Source organism: uncultured Tateyamaria sp. (assembly GCF_947504105.1).
In the GTDB taxonomy this organism is placed as follows: Bacteria; Pseudomonadota; Alphaproteobacteria; order Rhodobacterales; family Rhodobacteraceae; genus Tateyamaria.
Genome location: NZ_CANNGP010000015.1, coordinates 44340 through 62192 on the forward strand (window position 1 = coordinate 44340; position 17853 = coordinate 62192).

At 56.6% G+C, this 17853-nt stretch carries 18 protein-coding genes; 2 read left to right on the top strand and 16 right to left on the bottom strand.

Going from position 1 to position 17853, the window contains the following annotated elements; translation table 11 throughout:
* Nucleotides 1-48: 48 nt before the first annotated feature.
* The 4 genes from Q1A75_RS11215 to Q1A75_RS11230 form a co-directional block, all read right to left on the bottom strand.
* The gene (locus Q1A75_RS11215; RefSeq protein WP_299546334.1) at nucleotides 49-528 is read right to left on the bottom strand and encodes a Rid family hydrolase; all 480 of its coding nucleotides are present in this window, start codon (nucleotides 526-528) and stop codon (nucleotides 49-51) included.
* A gap of 24 nt (nucleotides 529-552) precedes the next feature.
* Complete coding sequence (locus Q1A75_RS11220; protein ID WP_299546336.1) at nucleotides 553-1320, bottom strand: alpha/beta hydrolase; 768 nt, start codon at nucleotides 1318-1320, stop codon at nucleotides 553-555.
* A 260-nt stretch (nucleotides 1321-1580) separates the two neighbouring features.
* Nucleotides 1581-2021, bottom strand: coding sequence for a MarR family transcriptional regulator (locus Q1A75_RS11225; protein WP_299546338.1), 441 nt, complete (start codon nucleotides 2019-2021; stop codon nucleotides 1581-1583).
* 118 nt (nucleotides 2022-2139) lie between these two features.
* Nucleotides 2140-2676: a peroxiredoxin-like family protein gene (locus tag Q1A75_RS11230; RefSeq protein ID WP_299546340.1), complete on the bottom strand. Its 537-nt coding sequence runs from the start codon at nucleotides 2674-2676 to the stop codon at nucleotides 2140-2142.
* Nucleotides 2677-2897: 221 nt separating this feature from the next.
* Between Q1A75_RS11230 and Q1A75_RS11235 the strand changes: the two genes are divergently transcribed.
* On the top strand, nucleotides 2898-3530 hold the full coding sequence (locus Q1A75_RS11235; RefSeq protein ID WP_299546342.1) for an AraC family transcriptional regulator: 633 nt from the start codon (nucleotides 2898-2900) through the stop codon (nucleotides 3528-3530).
* Between the two features lie 242 nt (nucleotides 3531-3772).
* Here the strand turns inward: Q1A75_RS11235 and Q1A75_RS11240 are convergent, their stop codons facing one another.
* Complete coding sequence (locus Q1A75_RS11240; protein ID WP_299546343.1) at nucleotides 3773-4192, bottom strand: heme-binding protein; 420 nt, start codon at nucleotides 4190-4192, stop codon at nucleotides 3773-3775.
* A 66-nt stretch (nucleotides 4193-4258) separates the two neighbouring features.
* On the opposite strand from Q1A75_RS11240, the gene gndA reads away from it, so the two are divergent.
* Complete coding sequence (gene gndA / locus Q1A75_RS11245) at nucleotides 4259-5680, top strand: NADP-dependent phosphogluconate dehydrogenase (protein ID WP_299546345.1); 1422 nt, start codon at nucleotides 4259-4261, stop codon at nucleotides 5678-5680.
* Here gndA and Q1A75_RS11250 read toward each other — a convergent pair.
* From Q1A75_RS11250 to Q1A75_RS11300, 11 genes are all read right to left on the bottom strand, one after another.
* Entirely contained in the window at nucleotides 5669-6592 is a 924-nt protein-coding gene (locus tag Q1A75_RS11250) for an SMP-30/gluconolactonase/LRE family protein (RefSeq protein WP_299546346.1), read from the bottom strand. The two genes, gndA and Q1A75_RS11250, sit on opposite strands and share 12 nt — an antisense overlap.
* Nucleotides 6552-7295: a cytochrome b561 domain-containing protein gene (locus Q1A75_RS11255; protein WP_299546347.1), complete on the bottom strand. Its 744-nt coding sequence runs from the start codon at nucleotides 7293-7295 to the stop codon at nucleotides 6552-6554. Before Q1A75_RS11255 ends, Q1A75_RS11250 begins: the two co-directional genes overlap by 41 nt.
* The gene (locus Q1A75_RS11260; RefSeq protein WP_299546348.1) at nucleotides 7295-8230 is read right to left on the bottom strand and encodes a carbohydrate ABC transporter permease; all 936 of its coding nucleotides are present in this window, start codon (nucleotides 8228-8230) and stop codon (nucleotides 7295-7297) included. The genes Q1A75_RS11255 and Q1A75_RS11260 overlap by 1 nt, the downstream gene beginning before the upstream one ends.
* Entirely contained in the window at nucleotides 8230-9141 is a 912-nt protein-coding gene (locus Q1A75_RS11265) for a sugar ABC transporter permease (RefSeq protein WP_299546349.1), read from the bottom strand. Before Q1A75_RS11265 ends, Q1A75_RS11260 begins: the two co-directional genes overlap by 1 nt.
* A gap of 74 nt (nucleotides 9142-9215) precedes the next feature.
* Entirely contained in the window at nucleotides 9216-10544 is a 1329-nt protein-coding gene (locus Q1A75_RS11270; RefSeq protein ID WP_299546350.1) for an extracellular solute-binding protein, read from the bottom strand.
* Between the two features lie 28 nt (nucleotides 10545-10572).
* Nucleotides 10573-11661, bottom strand: coding sequence for a sn-glycerol-3-phosphate ABC transporter ATP-binding protein UgpC (gene ugpC / locus Q1A75_RS11275; protein ID WP_299546352.1), 1089 nt, complete (start codon nucleotides 11659-11661; stop codon nucleotides 10573-10575).
* 98 nt (nucleotides 11662-11759) lie between these two features.
* Nucleotides 11760-12752 carry a LacI family DNA-binding transcriptional regulator gene (locus Q1A75_RS11280; RefSeq protein WP_299546354.1) on the bottom strand — a complete coding sequence of 331 codons (993 nt, stop codon included), beginning with the start codon at nucleotides 12750-12752 and terminating at the stop codon, nucleotides 11760-11762.
* An 833-nt stretch (nucleotides 12753-13585) separates the two neighbouring features.
* Nucleotides 13586-14728, bottom strand: coding sequence for a substrate-binding domain-containing protein (locus Q1A75_RS11285; protein ID WP_299546356.1), 1143 nt, complete (start codon nucleotides 14726-14728; stop codon nucleotides 13586-13588).
* Between the two features lie 86 nt (nucleotides 14729-14814).
* Complete coding sequence (locus tag Q1A75_RS11290; RefSeq protein ID WP_299546358.1) at nucleotides 14815-15930, bottom strand: ABC transporter permease; 1116 nt, start codon at nucleotides 15928-15930, stop codon at nucleotides 14815-14817.
* Nucleotides 15927-16685, bottom strand: coding sequence for an ATP-binding cassette domain-containing protein (locus Q1A75_RS11295; protein ID WP_299546360.1), 759 nt, complete (start codon nucleotides 16683-16685; stop codon nucleotides 15927-15929). The genes Q1A75_RS11290 and Q1A75_RS11295 overlap by 4 nt, the downstream gene beginning before the upstream one ends.
* 105 nt (nucleotides 16686-16790) lie before the next feature.
* Entirely contained in the window at nucleotides 16791-17831 is a 1041-nt protein-coding gene (locus Q1A75_RS11300; protein WP_299546362.1) for a substrate-binding domain-containing protein, read from the bottom strand.
* Nucleotides 17832-17853: the final 22 nt, after the last annotated feature.

A 17853-nucleotide genomic window follows, 5' to 3' on the forward strand; every position in this document is an offset into this window, starting at 1 on the left:
CAGTCCTCAGGGGTCAGATGGTCATGCCAATCAGTTTCGGAATGAAGTTTATTTATAGGCGATCATCGACACTTCGACCAAAACCGGTGCGCCGGGTTTTCCGCCGGGCAAGGCTCCGACTTCGACTGCGGCACGTGCCGGGGGCATTTCGTCCGCACCCCAATAGGTGCCGTAGATCTCGTTGAAGGCGCCATAGTTGTCCATATCGGTTATGAACACGGTTGCACGGACTGCATCGTTGAAGTCGTAGCCCGCTTCCGCCATGACGCTCTTGATGTTCTCCATTACGATCTTTGTTTGGTCTTGAACATCATTTTCGCCATCGCGTGCATGCTCTGGGATTTCTCCGCCGATGTATGCAATTTGGCCTGACACATAGAGAAAGCCATTGGCTGTTTTAATTCCCGGTGAATAGGGCGCGATTGGTACGTTTCCGGCGGGGTAGATACCTGTGCGGGCGTCTTCGGCAAAGGCCGCACCGGAACAAGCCAGCAGTGCGGCCAGGCTAAAGGTCCATAATTCTTTCATTGTCGGTCTCCCTGTATGTGGCGATTACTTCGCCGCTTCGATGATCATGTTGGCGACGACCTCCGGGTAGGTCAGCATCGGCACATGACTGGTGTCGACTTCGACGGATTTGGCGTTCAGTTTACCAATCTGATCGCGCTGGATCTCAGTCAGGGTCATGCGGTCTTGCGTTGAGACAACCGCGAAGTTCGGTTTGTCCTTCCAAGCGAGCTGCGTGACTGGCGTGCCCAATGAAGCGCTGTTTATTGGGCCTTGCGATGCTGCGATCGCGGCGATCTCTGTGTCCAGCAGATCAAAGGCAAAATGTTCGGCGACGCCTTTGTCTGTCAGGCGGTAATAGCCCGCCGTGTCCTTTTCCAGGTGATCCAGCCCGTCGGCGTGAGGGTAGTCGGAGATATATTCACCAAGGGATTGACCCTCATTGGGGGCAAAGGCGGCGACATATACCAACGAGTGCACTTTATCCTGCGAGCCTGCTTCCGTAATCACCATGCCGCCCCAAGAGTGCCCGACAAGAACGACCGGGCCTTCCAGTCGATCGATTGCTCGTTTGGTCGTCTCAACATCCGCTTCGAGTGAGCTGAGCGGAATTTGTGCAGCAATCACATCAAGCCCGGCTTTTTCCAAAAGAGGCGTCACACGGTTCCATGCGGACCCATCGGCAAAGGCGCCATGAACAAGCACAACAGATTTGGCAGTCAGGTCTTCTTGGGCATGGGCGGCGTATCCAAAGCTGAAGGTGGCTACGGCAACCGCCGTAGAAAGGGTTCTTAGGGCAGTTCGGCGTTTCATATGGGTATCTCCTTATATATGTCTAGTGCACTAGACATATATAAGGCTAGTGGGCTAGGTAAATAGCTATTCGGACGATTTTTCCGACTTTTTGGCGTGAACGTAGCGGGACTTGCGCAATGGAGTACATCTTCAGCCAGCAGTGTACGGCGAAGGTCGTTCCTTGTTCAGCATTGTTTGAGCGATGTCGCGACGGAAAATTGTGAGCAGGAGAAACGTTTAATAATCAAAGAGATATTCGTTTCTGTCACCACCATTTACTAGACGATGGCTGCGCGCAGTCTCTTTATCTCGTCCAACAATGCGTATGCTTTTTCATCTGTAATGTTCAAAGCACAGCCCAGCCGTTCTGGAACGCTTGAGGCATGGACACCCAAAGCCCTGCCCTTCTCAGTCAGAAATACGTCTTGTCTGCGTTCATCAGTCGTGCTGCGTTTCTTTAGTACAAGACCCATCCGTTCGATCCGTTGGATCAAAGGCGTCGTTGTTGCGCCTTCCAATTGAAGACGATCGGCGATCTCTTGAACACTCAAGCCATCCTTTTCCCACAGCACAAGCATTGCGAGGTATTGTGGGTAGGTCAGCCCAAGTTTTTCGAGCAGATCTGCGTAGACCTTCGTGATTGCACGTGATGTTGAATACAGCGCAAAGCAAAGCTGTTGATCCAGCAGTGGCGGAGCTTTTCCCATAGTATCAGTCATAAGCGCGTTTCCGAGATATGAAACGCGCTTATATGGCTAGCGTGCTAGGCAATCAAGACCTCTGGCCGAATGCTTCAGTATTTTATTCAGCAGGTGGTGCAGGTTGGTCGGCGCTGCATTACACAGGACCGCCGTATTCTCCGCGGGCGGGGTAGTCATTGGCAATGACAAAGTCGAGTGCACCGACGAAATCGCCAAAGTGCGGTCGTACAAATGGCATTGTCTGGACAACACCAAAATATAGGGACTGATCCGGGCTGACCAGGAATACCCCAGGCTCTGAAAAGAGCGCGGGCTCTTCAACGCCAATGGATGTTTTCCCGCGAGACGTCGAAACGTAGAGCCCCCAGTCGCGCGCCAGATCAAGTGGCAATCCGTAGCCGAAGCGGAGACTTTTGGATTCGATCTTGCCCTGCATCAGCCGCGCACGTTCTTCGGTATCGGAACTGATTGCCACCACGTTTACGCCGCGTTGCTCGAACTCACCCGCCTTGCGATCCAGCTCCGTTAGATAATTGGCGCAGATCGGGCAATGGTAACCGCGATAAAAGCAGATCAGTGTCCCGCGCTCTGTGGTTTCAGACGTTAAATCAAACGTGCCGTGATCCAATGTCTCAACAGACAGGTTTGGTGTTTTTTTGCGCGGCATCAGCATTTAGAGAGCTCCATTTCGATTGTTTGAAGTTGCTTGACGCACTCTATGCCCGTCCTTAGTGATGTATTGGTCTTGATTTTCCGACTGAAAGGACGAAAATGACTAAAACAGACCGCCTAACTTCTCTATTGAATAATTTTCGCCTTCAAGCAGCGGTCGCGCCAGCTGAAGACGCGAATCTGGCGGCCATTCGCGATCCAGCCTCCAGGGAGGAGCGTTTGGTGTTCACGCCGCGGGCCGTCGGGATCGACTGTCGTGAACGGCACCTGTTGTTTTCACTCCACATTGATTTCGGTACACGAACCAGCCCACTTTGCGCTGCTCTGCCTGATCAGGTGATTGAGCATGTGGCCCCTGAAGGAGATCTTGCCAGCATTGTGTCGCTACTTACGTCGGAACAGCAGGCAAATCGGTGTGGTTCGCCCGCAGTTTTGGGTCGATTGGGTGAAGTTTTGGTTGTTCGGGTGCTCCGGTTACAGCTTGATCGCGGTGTCACAACACCTGGTCTTTTGGCGGGTCTGGCAAACCCGCGCATCAGTCAGGCCATTGTCGCAATGCATGAAAACCCCGGGCATCACTGGCGGAACGCAGATCTGGCAGAGACCGCGGGTCTGTCCCATAGCCGTTTCAAGGAAGTGTTTTCTGAACTTGTTGGCGAAACGCCCGCCAGCTACCTGCGCAGGTGGCGTCTAACCTTGGCCCGTGTTGACCTTGAAAAAGGAGAGCGGGTAGATCGTGTCGCCCATCGATATGGCTATCGCGCACCTGATGCATTTTCTCGGGCCTTTCTAAGGGAATTCGGTCAAAGGCCGAAGGCAACACTAAGCCGGGCAAGTGCAAACACTTTCGTTTGAATCAGGCCACCGGTGAGCTCAATGTGATGTTTCCGGCGAAGCGTAGCACCCATTTGGTTCGATGCAGAGATTTTCGTAAACGCCGTAACGCTCAAGACCTGAGATTGCCAAGACTGTGACTTTTGGAGCAAAAGGTTCGAAATAGCAGCCTCACCATTCAGCAAAGCGGGGGGATAAACATGTCCTGATTGTACCACTTTCATCAGGTTTTCTTAGCAGCAATTCAGTTTTTATTCCGACCGTTACGGCTCCGCTTGTGCACCGATTGCGACCAGCGCGACCATTGCAACATCCTTGTCTTGGTCCGGCGTACCGGACCCCACGCCGATACCGCCTACGCATGTACTGTCCACATAGATCGGCAAGCCACCGCCGAGCCTCGTGACTGAATTGTCGGTCGCCGCTGCAATGTACAGACCAACCTGTTCCGGGATTGCATCGCTGGCGGTACGGATGGAGGCGGCAGTACGGGCCTTGGTTTCGGCACTTTTCAGGCTGAGGTACTTTGCTCCAGTCATCCGGATCTGCCCAAGCGTGACACCGCTTGCATCCACGATAACAATACATTGCGGTTGGCCCATCTTCTCTGCCTGCACAACCGCAGCCTGCAGCATCGTCAACACGCCCTCGTGTGTAAGAACGAGTGACTTTTCGACATGCATGGCTTCCATCCTCCCTTAGCGTTTGTTATCGGTAACATAACAGCCGCTCTTGGAAGAGGAAAGCATATGTCTGCAGCAGAAATCGGTGTGATCGGGTTGGGCACTATGGGGGCCATGTTGGCGCTGAACATTGCTGATAGCGGGTTTTCGGTTGCGGTGCACAATCGCACTGCTGCGCGTATCCCCGAGTTCATGGACAAGGCGGGCGAGCTTACCGATCGCATTACCGGTTATGCCCAGTTGGAGGACTTTGTGCGGGGCCTTGCCAGCCCACGCAACATCATCCTAATGGTGCCAGCAGGTGACGCTGTGGATGCGCAGATCGAACAGTTGCGTCCGCTGCTGGATGCCGACGATATGATTATTGATGCCGGCAACGCTAATTTCCATGAAAGTGAACGTCGCGCAACAGAGGCAAAGAAGTCCGGTGTGCCGTTCCTTGGTATAGGTGTTTCTGGCGGGGCGGAAGGCGCGCGGTTTGGTCCGTCGATTATGGGGGGCGGTACGCTCGCGGCATGGGATCGTGTCGCTCATATACTCAAGGCGATTTCAGCGAAATATGAGGGCAAACCCTGCGCAACCTACATGGGCACAGGTGGGGCCGGTCATTTCGTCAAAACGGTACACAATGGAATTGAGTACGCCGACATGCAGCTGATCGCGGAAGCCTATGGTGTGATGCGCGACGGGATGGGCATGGATGCGGCGGCCTGTGGATCCGTGTTTGATCGGTGGAACGAAGGGCTGTTGCAAGGCTACCTGGTCGAGATTTCTGGCAAGGTGTCGGCTGCGATAGACCCTGAGACAGGACATCCGATGCTGGACATGATTCTGGATCGTGCGGGGCAGAAGGGGACGGGTCGCTGGACGGTCATCGAAAGTCAAATGATGGGTGCGCCAGTGCCGGTGATCGAGGCGGCTGTTGTCGCGCGCAACATGTCTGCTGCACGCGATTTACGTCTGGCCGGTGCGGAGGCGTTTGGATCAACAGGTGGCATGATGTCTGACGGCGAGCTGACTTTCGGTGATCTGGAACAAGCGCTGATTGCGGGCAAGGTTCTGTGTTATGCGCAAGGGTTCGAATTGCTAACCAAGGCCAGTGCCGACTACGGCTGGGATCTACCGATGGCCGAGATCGCAGAGGTCTGGCGCGAGGGATGCATCATCCGATCAGCCATGCTGAATGACATGGCGTCTGCCCTGACCGAAGCACCGGAACGCAACCTTGCCCTTGCTCCCTATTTCGCGGATATCCTGAGAACCAACATGGCAGGCCTGCGCAAGGTAGCGGTGACGGCTATGGGCGCGGGGCAACCGGTGCCCGCGCTGGCGGCCGCGCTCAATTACTTCGACACTTTGACCAGCGCACGCACGACAGCCAACATGCTTCAGGCGCAGCGCGACTATTTCGGTGCTCACAGCTTTGAGCGTACCGATAAAGACGGTGCGCATCATGGGCCGTGGCTGGATCAGCACCTAAATGGGTGAGACGCCGTTCACATTCAGGAAGACCGAGTAGAGCGAGGTTGTTCCTGCAATGAAGAGCCGGTTCAGCTTTTCCCCGCCGAAACAGACATTCCCGACAAGTTCGGGGATGTGCACCTTGCCGATCAGTGTGCCATCACTGTTGATACAGTGCACGCCATCGGCGGCAGAGCTCCAGATGCGTCCATGGGTGTCGATGCGGAAGCCGTCGAACAGCCCTTCGGTGCAGGTTGCGAACACGTCGCCCCCGCTGAGCGTGTCGTCGGCGTTCACGATGTGGCGGCGAATGTGCTTGGGTCCGTTTGCATCGTGGGTGATGCCAGTGTCAGCGACGTAGAGCAGCGACTCATCGGGGGAAAAGGCCAGTCCGTTGGGTTTAACGTAGTCATTGGCAGCGACAGTGATCTCGCCCGATGGGTCGACGCGGTACACGTGGCAGGCGCCGATTTCGCTGTCGGCGCGGTCCCCTTCATAATCCATCAGAATGCCGTAGCTGGGGTCAGTGAACCATACCGAGCCATCAGACTTTACCACCACGTCGTTAGGTGAGTTCAGCCGCTTACCCTGATAGCTGTCAGCGATCAGGGTAATGGAGCCGTCATGTTCGGTGCGCGTGACCCGGCGGGCGAGGTGTTCACAGGACACCAGCCGCCCTTGCCGATCGATCGTGTGGCCGTTGGAGTTGTTGGACGGCTGGCGAAAAGTCGAGACTGACCCGTCCGTGTCGTCGTAGCGCAAAATTCGGTTGTTTGGGATGTCGGACCACAGCAGGTAGCGCCCAGCGGCAAACCACACAGGCCCCTCGGACCAGCGGGTGCCGGTCCAGAGCCGTTCGACCCGTGCGTGGCCCACGAAGCATTCCGCAAATTCGGGTTCAATGACTTCGAACCCGGTCCCCTCGATCACTCCGTACATCGTCTTTTCCTTCTTTCGTCTTGCCAAACCGGTGTACGCCCCAGCCCGGAGGCGGTCCTTGATTGCCAGGGTGTGCCGGGTCCGTGCCCCATATCGCTTGATAGGTGTCGATGGCCATGCCGCGCCGTTGCATAGATACGAATAGAACCACCAACAGAGTCCACCATACCCCCAAAACCAGCCACATCCAGACCGGGCCGTTGGCTTTCCACAGGCCCAACAGGATTGTGACCACGGCTAGCAAGATTACGCCGTATCCGATCATTTTGTGCAGCGCTTCGAACATACGACGCCACGGTGTCATGTCGTAGTGATGGCCGCGCATCTGGGTGTCGGTCGGACCCCCTTTGGACCCGCGGAAGACACCTAAAATTACCTGCGCCCCGGCACCGACCAGAACTGCGTAACCGAGCCAGTTGTGCAGTGTCATCGACGCCAAATCGCTCGGCAGCACAAGTGCAACGCCAAAGATAGACAGGCCAACAACCAGCGACTGGCCCATCCAGTGGCTGCGCCACCAAACCAGGTTGTCGACCTCGCGCGGCCAGTCTTGCCCAGGCATGACCTTAAAGAACCGCGCTATGATCACGGCAAGTGGGGCCAAGACGCCCCAGGCCAGAACCATCGACCGGGCGTGCCACGAGATGGCGAACCCCACCTCATGCGCACGGCTGGGATCGATGGGGGCGATGAGCCAATCCATCAACCTTTGACCGCCCCTGCTGTCATGCCGGTGATGATCTGGCGGCTGGCCAGCAGGGTGAAGATGATGGGAGGGATGGCCAGCAACATGCCAGTGGCCATGATGACCCCCCATTCCACGTTGAATTCCGACATGTTGTTCACGATCAGGATCGGCACGGTGCGCGTGTCACGGTCCGACAGTGCGGATGCGAGCAGGTACTCATTCCACGCGATGCGGAAGGTGAAGATGGCGGCAGCGGCGAGGCCGGGCTTGATGAGCGGTAGAACGACTTTGAAGAAGACTTGAAACGGCCCTGCCCCATCTACACGCGCGGCTTCTTCCAGTGATCGCGGCACTTGCACGATGAAACTCTGCAGGATCCAGATCACGAAGGGCAGGTTCATCGCCACGTAGATCAGGATGATACCGGAGTGCGTGCCCGCAAGGCAGACATCACCCCGTCCACCAAACGTGTCCCGGATCGCGCCGCCGATCAGGCCATCGCGATCAAGGCAGAACTCGTTATTCCACAAACCGAAAACGGGGACGAGCAGTACAGCAGGCGGCACCATGCGCACCATGAGGGTGGAGAGTGACACGGTATCCCGTCCCATGAACCGGAACCGCACCAACGCGTAAGCCGCCATGCACCCAATCACCAACGTCAGTGCCGTCGAAACAAGCGCGATGATCAGCGAGTTGACAAAGGCGTTTCCGAATTTAAGCGAGCAGAAGTCGATATGGTCCGGCTCGTACCAGAGCACATCGCAGAGCGCCTTTTCATAGTTCTGGATCGTGGGCAGGAAGATCAGGCCAGAGGTGCCCGAGATGATGTCCACATCCAGCTTGAACGAGTTCATGAACATCAGGATCACAGGGCCCACGGACATGAACACCAGAAGGGCGATAACCGCATAGAAGGCGGGGTTGGCGCGGGAGTTGGGGGTGGACATCAGCTTTCCTCCTCGACCAGCGCATTCAGCCGGGCGGCGCGGGCTTCCTGCCAACGGTTGAAGGCGAACATGCCCACGGTCAGCAGCAGAAGCAGGATCAAGAGATAGTTGGACATGGCGGCGGCAACGCCCAGTTCACGGAATTCGGTGGCAGTGCGGCTGATCCGCAGGGCCAGAATTTCGGTCGACAGGCCCGGTCCGCCTTCGGTCATCACGAGGATCACTTCCAGCACTTTAAAGGCGTCGATCAGGCGCAAAAGGGCAGTCACGATCAGAACGGGCATCATCAAGGGCAGCTTGATGTGGATGATCTGTTGCCATCCCGTGGCGCCGTCGATGCGCGCGGCTTCCAGTGCGGAGCGGGGCAGAGACTGCAGCGCGGCCAGCGACAGGATGAAGATGAAGGGCGTCCACTGCCAGATGTCGGCAATGATGACGGAGGTCAGGGCGTAATCCCCCAGCCAATCCACGCGTGGCAGACCGATACTGTCGAGGAAGCGGTTAAAGGTGCCGACCGTTGGGTGATACATGTAGCGCCACATCAGGCCGACCACGACGGGGGCGATCATCATGGGCAGGATGAACATGGTGCGCAGGAGCGAGATGCCACGGATTTCGCGGTCGAGCAGCAGGGCAAGACCCACGCCGATGATCATCTCGATCGTCACCACGAAGAATGCAAAGCGCAACGTGACGCCAAGGCTTTCGTGAAAATTCGGGTCGTTCCAGAGGAAGATGTAATTCTTGAGGCCGACAAACTCGGCCTCGCCAATGTTTTGGCTCGGGTTCCATTCGCGGAAAGAGCCCCAGACCATGTAGCCCAGTGGGTACATCAGCGCGATTGCCATGATGATCGCGGCCGGAGCCATGAACATGTAGGGCGTCAGTCGGTTGGCCATCGCGGTGCGCATGGGTCACTCTTTCAAAGCTCATCAGGGGCAAAGGGCTGGGGCGTGACACCGCACGCCCCAGCAGGAGGAAAGGCTTACTGCCAGGTGTAGTAACCGGCGTCGTCCATCACGGCGCGGGTCCGTTCGGCCACGCCATCCAACGCTTCCTGAATGTCCAGGTCCTCGGTCAGCACCTTGGACATGGTTGTGCCGATATCAGCATTGATCTTGCCCCAGACGGGGATGATCGGACGCCAGTCGGGATCGGCATATTTCAGAGCTTCACCAAAGGTTGCTGCGAACGGATACTTCTCGTTCAAGCCCGCATCTTGATAGGTCGAGAAGCGCGAGGGGTTTCCGCCTTCCATGGCGACCATCAGGTCACCCTGCTTGGAGGTCAGCCATTGCATCAGAAGAAAGGCTGCTTCCTTGTTCTCGGCGTTCTTGGGGATGCCGATGCCGAAACCACCGGTTTGGCTGCCGCGACGCACGCCTTCGGGATGCATGGCATAGCCAACCTTACCCACGACCTGGCTGCGCTCTGGATCTTCGAACCCTGGCATGAACGCGATCGAGTCCATGAACATCGCCGCCTGCCCGCTGGCAAATGCGTTCGCCGCTTCAGACGGGCCAAAGCTCATCGCACCTTCGGGACCGCAATCGACGATGGTTTTCAGTGCGTTGGCTGCTTCGACACCCGCGGTGTTGTTGATGATCGGATTCCATGCTTCGTCAAAGACGCGACCGCCCAGTGGGGCGAGGTGCAGCAAGAACGCGTGGCTGGCCTGGTGGCCGGAGGCCGCGCGCGACGCCATACCACCCATGCCAGGCTCGACTTCTGGGATTTTGCAGGCTGCATTGAGCAGTTGATCGTAGTTCTCAGGCTCAGCAATCCCGTGCTTTTCAAAGATGTCCTTGCGGTATGCCAGAACCGAGGTTTCCGAGCCAAAGGGGATGCCAAACAGCGATCCGGTCTTGCCGGGCAAATACCCTTTGGTACCACCTGCGACGCCAATATTTTCGACATAGCCATCGATCAGATCTTCGGCGTCATAGCTGGGGTCGGCCAGCTTGGGGTTCATGAAATACTTGGCAAGGTTTTCCAATTGGTCGGCAAAGACATAGTCCGCCTTGGAAAACACAACATAGGCAATGAGGTCATATTCACCCTCGTCCTGCGCCAGCTCCAGCGTCTGGCGTTCGCGCATTTTGAGGTATGGCAGCTGGTCCACCTCGACCTCGATGCCCGTTTCCTTGGTGAACTCGGGCAGCACTTTCATCGCGGCGTTATAGTGCGGGTGGGCGGGGAAGTTCACGATCAGGGTCGTGCCCGCGTATTCTTCGTACGGGTTGGCAAAGCCTGCCCCCGCCATGATGGCTGCGGTCGTCAGACCCACCGCCGTGGTTTTCAATCCTTTGAACATGTGTTCCTCCCTAGAACGTTTTTTGGTGTCAAAGTGCGATTTCTGTTTTGCGGTCGAACAGGTGTACGCCTCTCTGATTGATCGCAAACGTGAGTGTTTGGCCCAAGGCGACGGGCGTTTCTGAATTCACCTCGACCATGACTTGTGCTGAGCCGCATTTGCACAGCAGGACTGACTGAGCGCCCACATATTCAGACACCTGCACATCCAGAGTGAGCGACTGTGCAGGGTCGGCTTTGTCCTCGTAGGTCAGGTCAGACGGTCGGATGCCAAGTGTCACATCGCGACTGTCATGCGCCTTGGCTGTTGCGGCCCTGTCCCCCTCGAGGCGCAGGTCGAAACCATCACCGGTGACAAAAACACCGCCGTGTCTTTCCTGGATCTGGCCGTCCAGAAAATTCATCGGTGGCATGCCCATGAAGCCGGCGACAAACTTGTTGACCGGGCGTTTAAACAACTCTTCGGGCGTACCTTGCTGCTGGATGTAGCCGCCATGCATGACTACGATCCGATCAGCGAGCGTCATTGCTTCGATCTGGTCGTGGGTGACATAGATCATGTTCTTCTGAACCCGCTGGCTCATCAATGCCAGTTCCGCCCGCATCTGTCCGCGCAGCTTGGCGTCGAGGTTGGACAGCGGTTCATCAAACAGGAAAATGCCCGAGTCCTTGGCGAGCGCCCGTGCCATGGCAACCCGTTGACGTTGTCCGCCTGAAAGTGCACCGGGTTTGCGGCCCAGGAATTCGGTCAGGCCGACCATATCAGCCACTTCTTTGACCTTCGCGTTGATCTCGGATTTGGGGCGGCGGGCCAAGCGCAGGGCAAAGCTGATATTTTGCGCGACGTTCATGTGTGGATAAAGCGCGTAGTCTTGAAACACCATCGCCAGATCGCGTTCCTTGGGCTCCAGATGGCTGACCGGCTTGTCGTCTACATAGATCTCGCCGTCAGACACATCCTCAAGTCCGGCAATCATGCGCAGGGTTGTGGATTTGCCGCAGCCTGATGGGCCGACAAGGACGGTAAATTCGTTGTCGGCCATCTCCAGTTCAATGCCGTGCAAGACCTCTACGTTGCCGTAGCGTTTTACCAGATTGTCGAGCCGAATGGTTGGCATAGGCGTGTTTCCGTTGTTGTTACCGGTCACATTAACAATTGTGACCGGTAACACAAGGGAAAACAAAGTGGCTAATGCTTTGAAATCCAGCGGTTTCGTTATTTCGTGCTGTCGCGAAAGGTCAAATCAACGGGCACCGATACAAGTGTGCGACTCACTTCTTCGTTCGCTGAGAGCAAGCGCCCGATCAGACGGCCGGTCTCGCGTCCAATGGTTTTGGGGTCAACCGATACGGTCGAGATCGTAGGCGTTGCAAAGCGAGACACTTCAAAGTCGCCAAAGCCCGCGATGCCGATGTCACCAGGTACGGCCTTGCCCAGCTTCAACATAACGGAAAGCACGCCAAATGCTGGTGCGTCGGACACGCAGAACACACAATCTGTGTCAGGGAAATCCTGCAGTAAACGTGTTGCCGCAGCGGCCCCCTCCTCGATCGACAACGGCGGCTTACCAATCTTTAGCACTCGATTCGTGGGTAAACCCGCTTGGACCATGGCATCCAGATACCCCTTGCGTCGTGCGGCTCCGCGGGTCCAGTCGTCGTCGGCCTCACCTACAAAGGTTATGTTGCGATAGCCCCGGTCGATCAGAGCGCGGGTCATGTCTGCTGACGCTTGCCGGTTTGAAAATCCTATCGTGTGACCGACGGGATTGTCTGGACGCTCCCACAACTCGATCACAGGAATATTTGAGTCGTTCAGCAACTCCAACGTTCGATCCGAATGCCCGTCATAGGACAAGACAATCGCCTCAGGCCGCCTTCTCAGCATGTCCTCGACCAGTTGTTCTTCCCGCGCGGTCGAATAGTCCGTGTGGCCAAGCAGGATTTGCTGACCTATCTGCTCAAGCTCTTCGGTCAGTGCTTGCACTGTTTCAGCAAAGTGCAAGTTGTTGAGCGAAGGAACCAATACGGCCACAAAGCCTGAGCGCTTGGTTGTCAGGCTGCCTGCCATCTGATCAGGGACATAATTCATCTCGCGCACGACCTTGAGGATGCGGTCGCGGGTGTCCTTGGATACGGGGCTGTCCTTTTTCAACGCCCGGCTAACTGTCATCCGGGATACGCCAGCGGCGCGTGCGACGTCGCGCATGGTGACTGGACTGTTTGATTTTGCCGGAGGTTGAGACATATTTCGCAGGGTGTTCGCGGTAACATCGTGCGTCAAGGCCGTTTTTGAACGATTTGAATAGGGAGATATGCGCGAGTGCGAATAATGGGTCGCTGACAAAAGCCCGAATAAGAAAATGTTGCCAGAACCTTGGAGAGGATTGTCCGCAAGACTGATGCCGAGCGCAGGATGACTGCAGGAAACATCAAGAAACGAGGGTTGCGGAAACGGACACCTCCGTACGTCGGCAGTGAACTTTCGCTCTGCGTTCTGTGGGCGGAAGAGTATTGGACTAGCCAGGCATTGTGCAATTCACGAAACAAGCTTTAGCTTTCAGAAGCTTCAAACAGTGTGTTTCGGTCTGAAATTCAAAAAAGGGAACCAAAATGGTGTTTAAATTTCATGCACTTACAGTCATTTTTTGTCTTTTTTCATCAAGTGCGTTCGCTGACATGATAGTTGTCAACGGAAGATACATCGTCGCGAAAGAGTCAATTCGTGGATACTTCTACCGCCAAAGCGATCAACGCACGGTGTTTGATGTTCGGTGGAGTGATTGGTCTACCCAGTACAGATGCGAAGACCCTTACGACAGAACTAGGGTAGAGGCTGCTTCTCTGAACCTCGTCCTTCAGCTTGGCGAGGCCCGGTCAGTGGATTTCCAGGATTTTCTGAACACAGAAGGTTTCGTCGAATGTACAAAGTTCTGAAACTGAACGGGATGTGCCGCGATGCCTGAAGGCATGGTCGATGTCCCATCAATTGCAGAACCGACACTTGGTCAGGGCCATCCCTAGGGATGACCCTGACTGTTGTTATCGCTTCAATGCCCCAACGCCCGAGAAGCGGAATGCCTCCTGTTCCAACGCGTCAATCTCATCTGCACTCATCTGGTCATGCGCCACGGTGATCCGTCCAAGGAAGACAAGCGGCAGCTTGTCTGCGCGCCCCTCAAGATCGGCTTTGATCGCCTCGGCCGTGGCGGCGCCCACATCGTCGCCCATCCGCATGGGTGTGGCGTCCAATTCGCCCCGCCGGATGGCATCCAGCTCGAGACCTGTTCCACCCCAACCGGTTGAGAACACGTCTTTCTCTTTGCCAACAGCCACTTGTGCCTCGACGCTGCCCATCGCCATCGCGGTGTTGGCGTTGTGGATGGTTGTCGCCTCGGGATAGGCTTGCAAGATCAGGGATGTGCCCTCAAACCCGCCTTCGCGCTGGTACTCTCCATAGTGCTCGTAGACCGTGGTCCAGTTGCCTTTTTCTTCAACGCAGGCTTTGAAATCACCCGAACGCTGGTTGTCGGTGATGCCCGGTATGCCGCGGTTCATCGCCATGGTCACGTCGCTGCCCAGACGGCCCAGCATATAATCGCACATGGTTAAGGCACCAGCAGCAGATGAGAAGTCGAACCATGCGTTGGGTTGGTTTTCGAGATCTTTCAACGGTGTGTGGAACGCCCAGACATAGGTGCTGAAATCGTTATTGGCCGCCATCTTGTCGATGTTGTCGGCCTGGATGGCCAGTTCAGATGGGCCAAAGATCACGTAATCATACAAATCGGCATCTTGGACCACTTGGTTGGCATACGTCGATTGCAGCGAGTGCTCGATCTGACGCGAGGCGAACTCGGTCGTCTCGTAAGCGATACCCAACTGGTCCAGACGCTTTGTCAGCGCCAGATAATTGCGCGCCCAGAAGTCGGACGTGTCTGCCGATGGGTAGATCAGCGCAATCTGGATCGGATTGTCGAGCGTACCGGAAAAGGCGACCGCCTCGGCCCCGACGACCGCTTGCAGCGCTTCCAGCTTACCGCTGGCATTTACTTCACCAGGCACCCAATAGTCGCGGTCGGCAATGCCCGGCAGCTCCTTGAGCGGAAGTGTCGCATGCCCATCGGCAAGCGCCATCCCGGCTAGGGCTGTTGCCACCAGGGCTGTGGTTGCTAAAAGTCTCATCTTGGTTCCTCCCTTTGCAATGAGAGCGGGGCCATCGGTCGGTGTCGGGGCTGCACCCCCGGCCCGACCAACCCCGCTTTGGCAGATCACCCGCTTGGATTCGGGTCACCTGCAAACAGTCCGCCAATCGCCAAAAGGGCAATCAGCAGGCCGATAAGCAGCGCGGAAAAGCGCAGCATCCTTTGTCCGTCCGGGGTTTGTAGACCAGCCAGCAGGCCTCCTGCCCCGTCACGGTCCTTTTTCTGCATCCATGTATAGAGCGCGACCGAACTGACGATCACGACGCCCGACGCGACGGATTGCCAGAAAAACTCGATCCGCAAGGTCACCAAAGCATTGATCATCATCGACAAGAGCAACACACCCGCGAACGACCCCAGCATCGACGCACGCCCACCGAACAGCGACGTGCCACCCACAACAACCGCCGCGATGACATGTAGATTGAAATATGGGGCTGATGTCGCCTGGATTGCGTTCAACTTGCCGGTGAGCATTACGCCGGCCAAGGCCGCCGCCGCACCACAAAGGACATAGGCATAGACCTTGTGCCGTTTTACACTGATGCCGGTCAGTTCAGCCGCTTCCGGGTTGGACCCGATGGCGATGGTGTAACGCCCGAAATAGCTGCGGGTCAGCAGGACGTAGCCGATGACCATGGTTGCAATGCCAATTACTACTGGGATTGGAATGAACCCGGGTATCTGCCCCCGCCCAATATCCGTCAGCAGATCGGGAAAACGGGCCAGCACCAATCCCTTGGCAATCACCAGCGCAAAGCCGCGATAAACAAGATCCATTGCCAGCGTGCCGATCAGGTCAGGCACGTTGAAACGGGTTATGATCAGCCCGTTGATCAGACCCATCAGCGCACCGAGCATGATTGCAATGGGCACAGCTACATAGACGGAAAAGCCGTACTGCTTGATCAGAAAGGCCATGAGGATCGACGACAACGCGGCGATGGACCCGATAGACAAGTCAATCCCGCGCTGCGTGATGACAAAGGTCATCGCCATCGCCATGGGCATATAAAGGGCCGCATCCAAAAGGATGAGGTTCAGATTGGATAACCTGAAATAGCGGGCCGGTTCGGCAACGCCCATGAACAGCAGAATTGCAAGGATCATCACCATGGGGCCGATGATCGCGATGTAGGGTTCCAACCGTTCGGTCATGGATCTCGTTGCTGCGGTGTTCATGCTGCTTCCTCCGCGCCGACAATCATACCTAGGACTTCCTGGGTGCTGCTTTCACTGGTTTTCACAACACCAACGCATTGACCACGACGCTGCACGTGAACGCGGTCAGACACTTCGAACACATCATCCAGCGAGTGGCTGATCAGGATCACTGCCAAACCCTGGGCCTTCAGCGTCTGGATCAATTTCAAGGTCCGCGCAGTTTCTTGTGGGCCAAGGGCCGCTGTGGGTTCGTCCATCACGAGCACGCGCAACCCCTCGCTATAGACGGCGCGGGCGATGGCAACGGCTTGGCGTTGACCGCCAGACAGGCTTTCGGTGGGCGCATCCAGCGACTTCAGCTTTACACCCAGACGCTCCATCAACACGCGCTCGGTCTCGGACCGCATGCGCTTGTTGTCCAGCATCTGCATGCCGAACACCGACCTGGTCAGTTCATTTCCAAGGAACATGTTTGCAGCCGGATCCAGATGATCAGCCAATGCCAGTGTCTGATACACGGCATCAATGCCCGCCTCGATCGCCTCGGCATGACTGGAAAACTCAATCTTGCTGTTGTCGAGATATATGTCACCTTCGGTGGGTTGATAGACGCCTGTCAGCACCTTGATCAGGGTCGACTTGCCAGCGCCGTTGTCGCCAACAATCGCAAGCACTTCGCCCGCGTAGGCGCTTAGGTCGACATTTTGCAGGGCGGTTACACCGCCAAAACGTTTGGTTATCCCGCGCATCTGCACGAGTGGCATGTCAGCCATAAATCACTCCTCCGTCGGACGGATAAGACGGGCCGCGCACGTGCCCATACTGTTCGGAATAAGGTGCGGGGCCGAGCCTTGCCGCTCGGACCCCGCGGGGGAGAACTATTTGTCCCAGATCGTGGCATACGCCTCGCGATAGGGGATGTCGGGATCAAATGCGTTGCTGTCCCCAAGCTTCGCCAAACCCTCCGGCGTCACCAACGCGGGCGATGTTATGTAGCCCGAGCATGCTTCGCCCTGAATGGCGCGGTTGAGCTCGTCCACCAACTGCCAGCCTTGCAGGTTTAACGGTTCAGCAACGGTAATCGCCTGGTACCCGTTCGATCGAATACGCTGGAACGCGGCCTCGGATCCGTCACCAGCCGACCCGGCTTGCGGCCCCTTGTCAGGTGACAGACCGGCCGCCGCAAGCGATGGGCCCATGAAATCAAAATACAGGTCGTTGATCGCCAGCGCGTGGGTCCAGCTTTCGCCGTACTTCTGCAGCAGCGATGTGGTCAGCGGCCCCATACGGGTCGATGTATCGGCGATGGGCGTGTCCACGTATTCGAGAACCTTGCCGCCTGCGGCCTCGACTGTTTCCTTGAGCCGGTCGGCCTTGTCGATGGCAATCTGGTAGGTGGAGTCGGTAAAGATAACGACGCCGATATCCTCACCCCCGTCCTCGATCGCCCATTCGGCCGCCACTTCGGACACGGTCATGGCGTCGGTCGATACGTTTGCAAAGATGCCGCCCGGGGCATCACATCCGATCACGGGGCCAGAGTGCCAAGCGACCATGGGTACGTTTGCACTTACAACCCCCTCAAGAGCGGCTTGCTGTTCTACCGCGTCAAACCCATTGATAATGATCCCGTCAGCTTTGAGCGCTAGCGCTTGACCGATGGCGGCCGTACGACCCTGGATAGAACCGGCTCCATCCAGCACGCGCACTTCCCAACCGATTTTTGCGGCGGCCTCTTCGACACCTGTGGTCACACCCAGAATACCGCCGTTTTTCAGGTCACCGGCAACAACGACGATCAACTTGCCGTCGGCTGCCGCTGGCCCGCTTGTTGGTCCGTCCCAGTCTGCGGCCAGTGCTGGCACAGCCACCATCATCGTCGTAGCCATTAATCCGGCCATGAATGTTCGTTTTTGCATAGTTTCCTCCCTTTGCAATTAA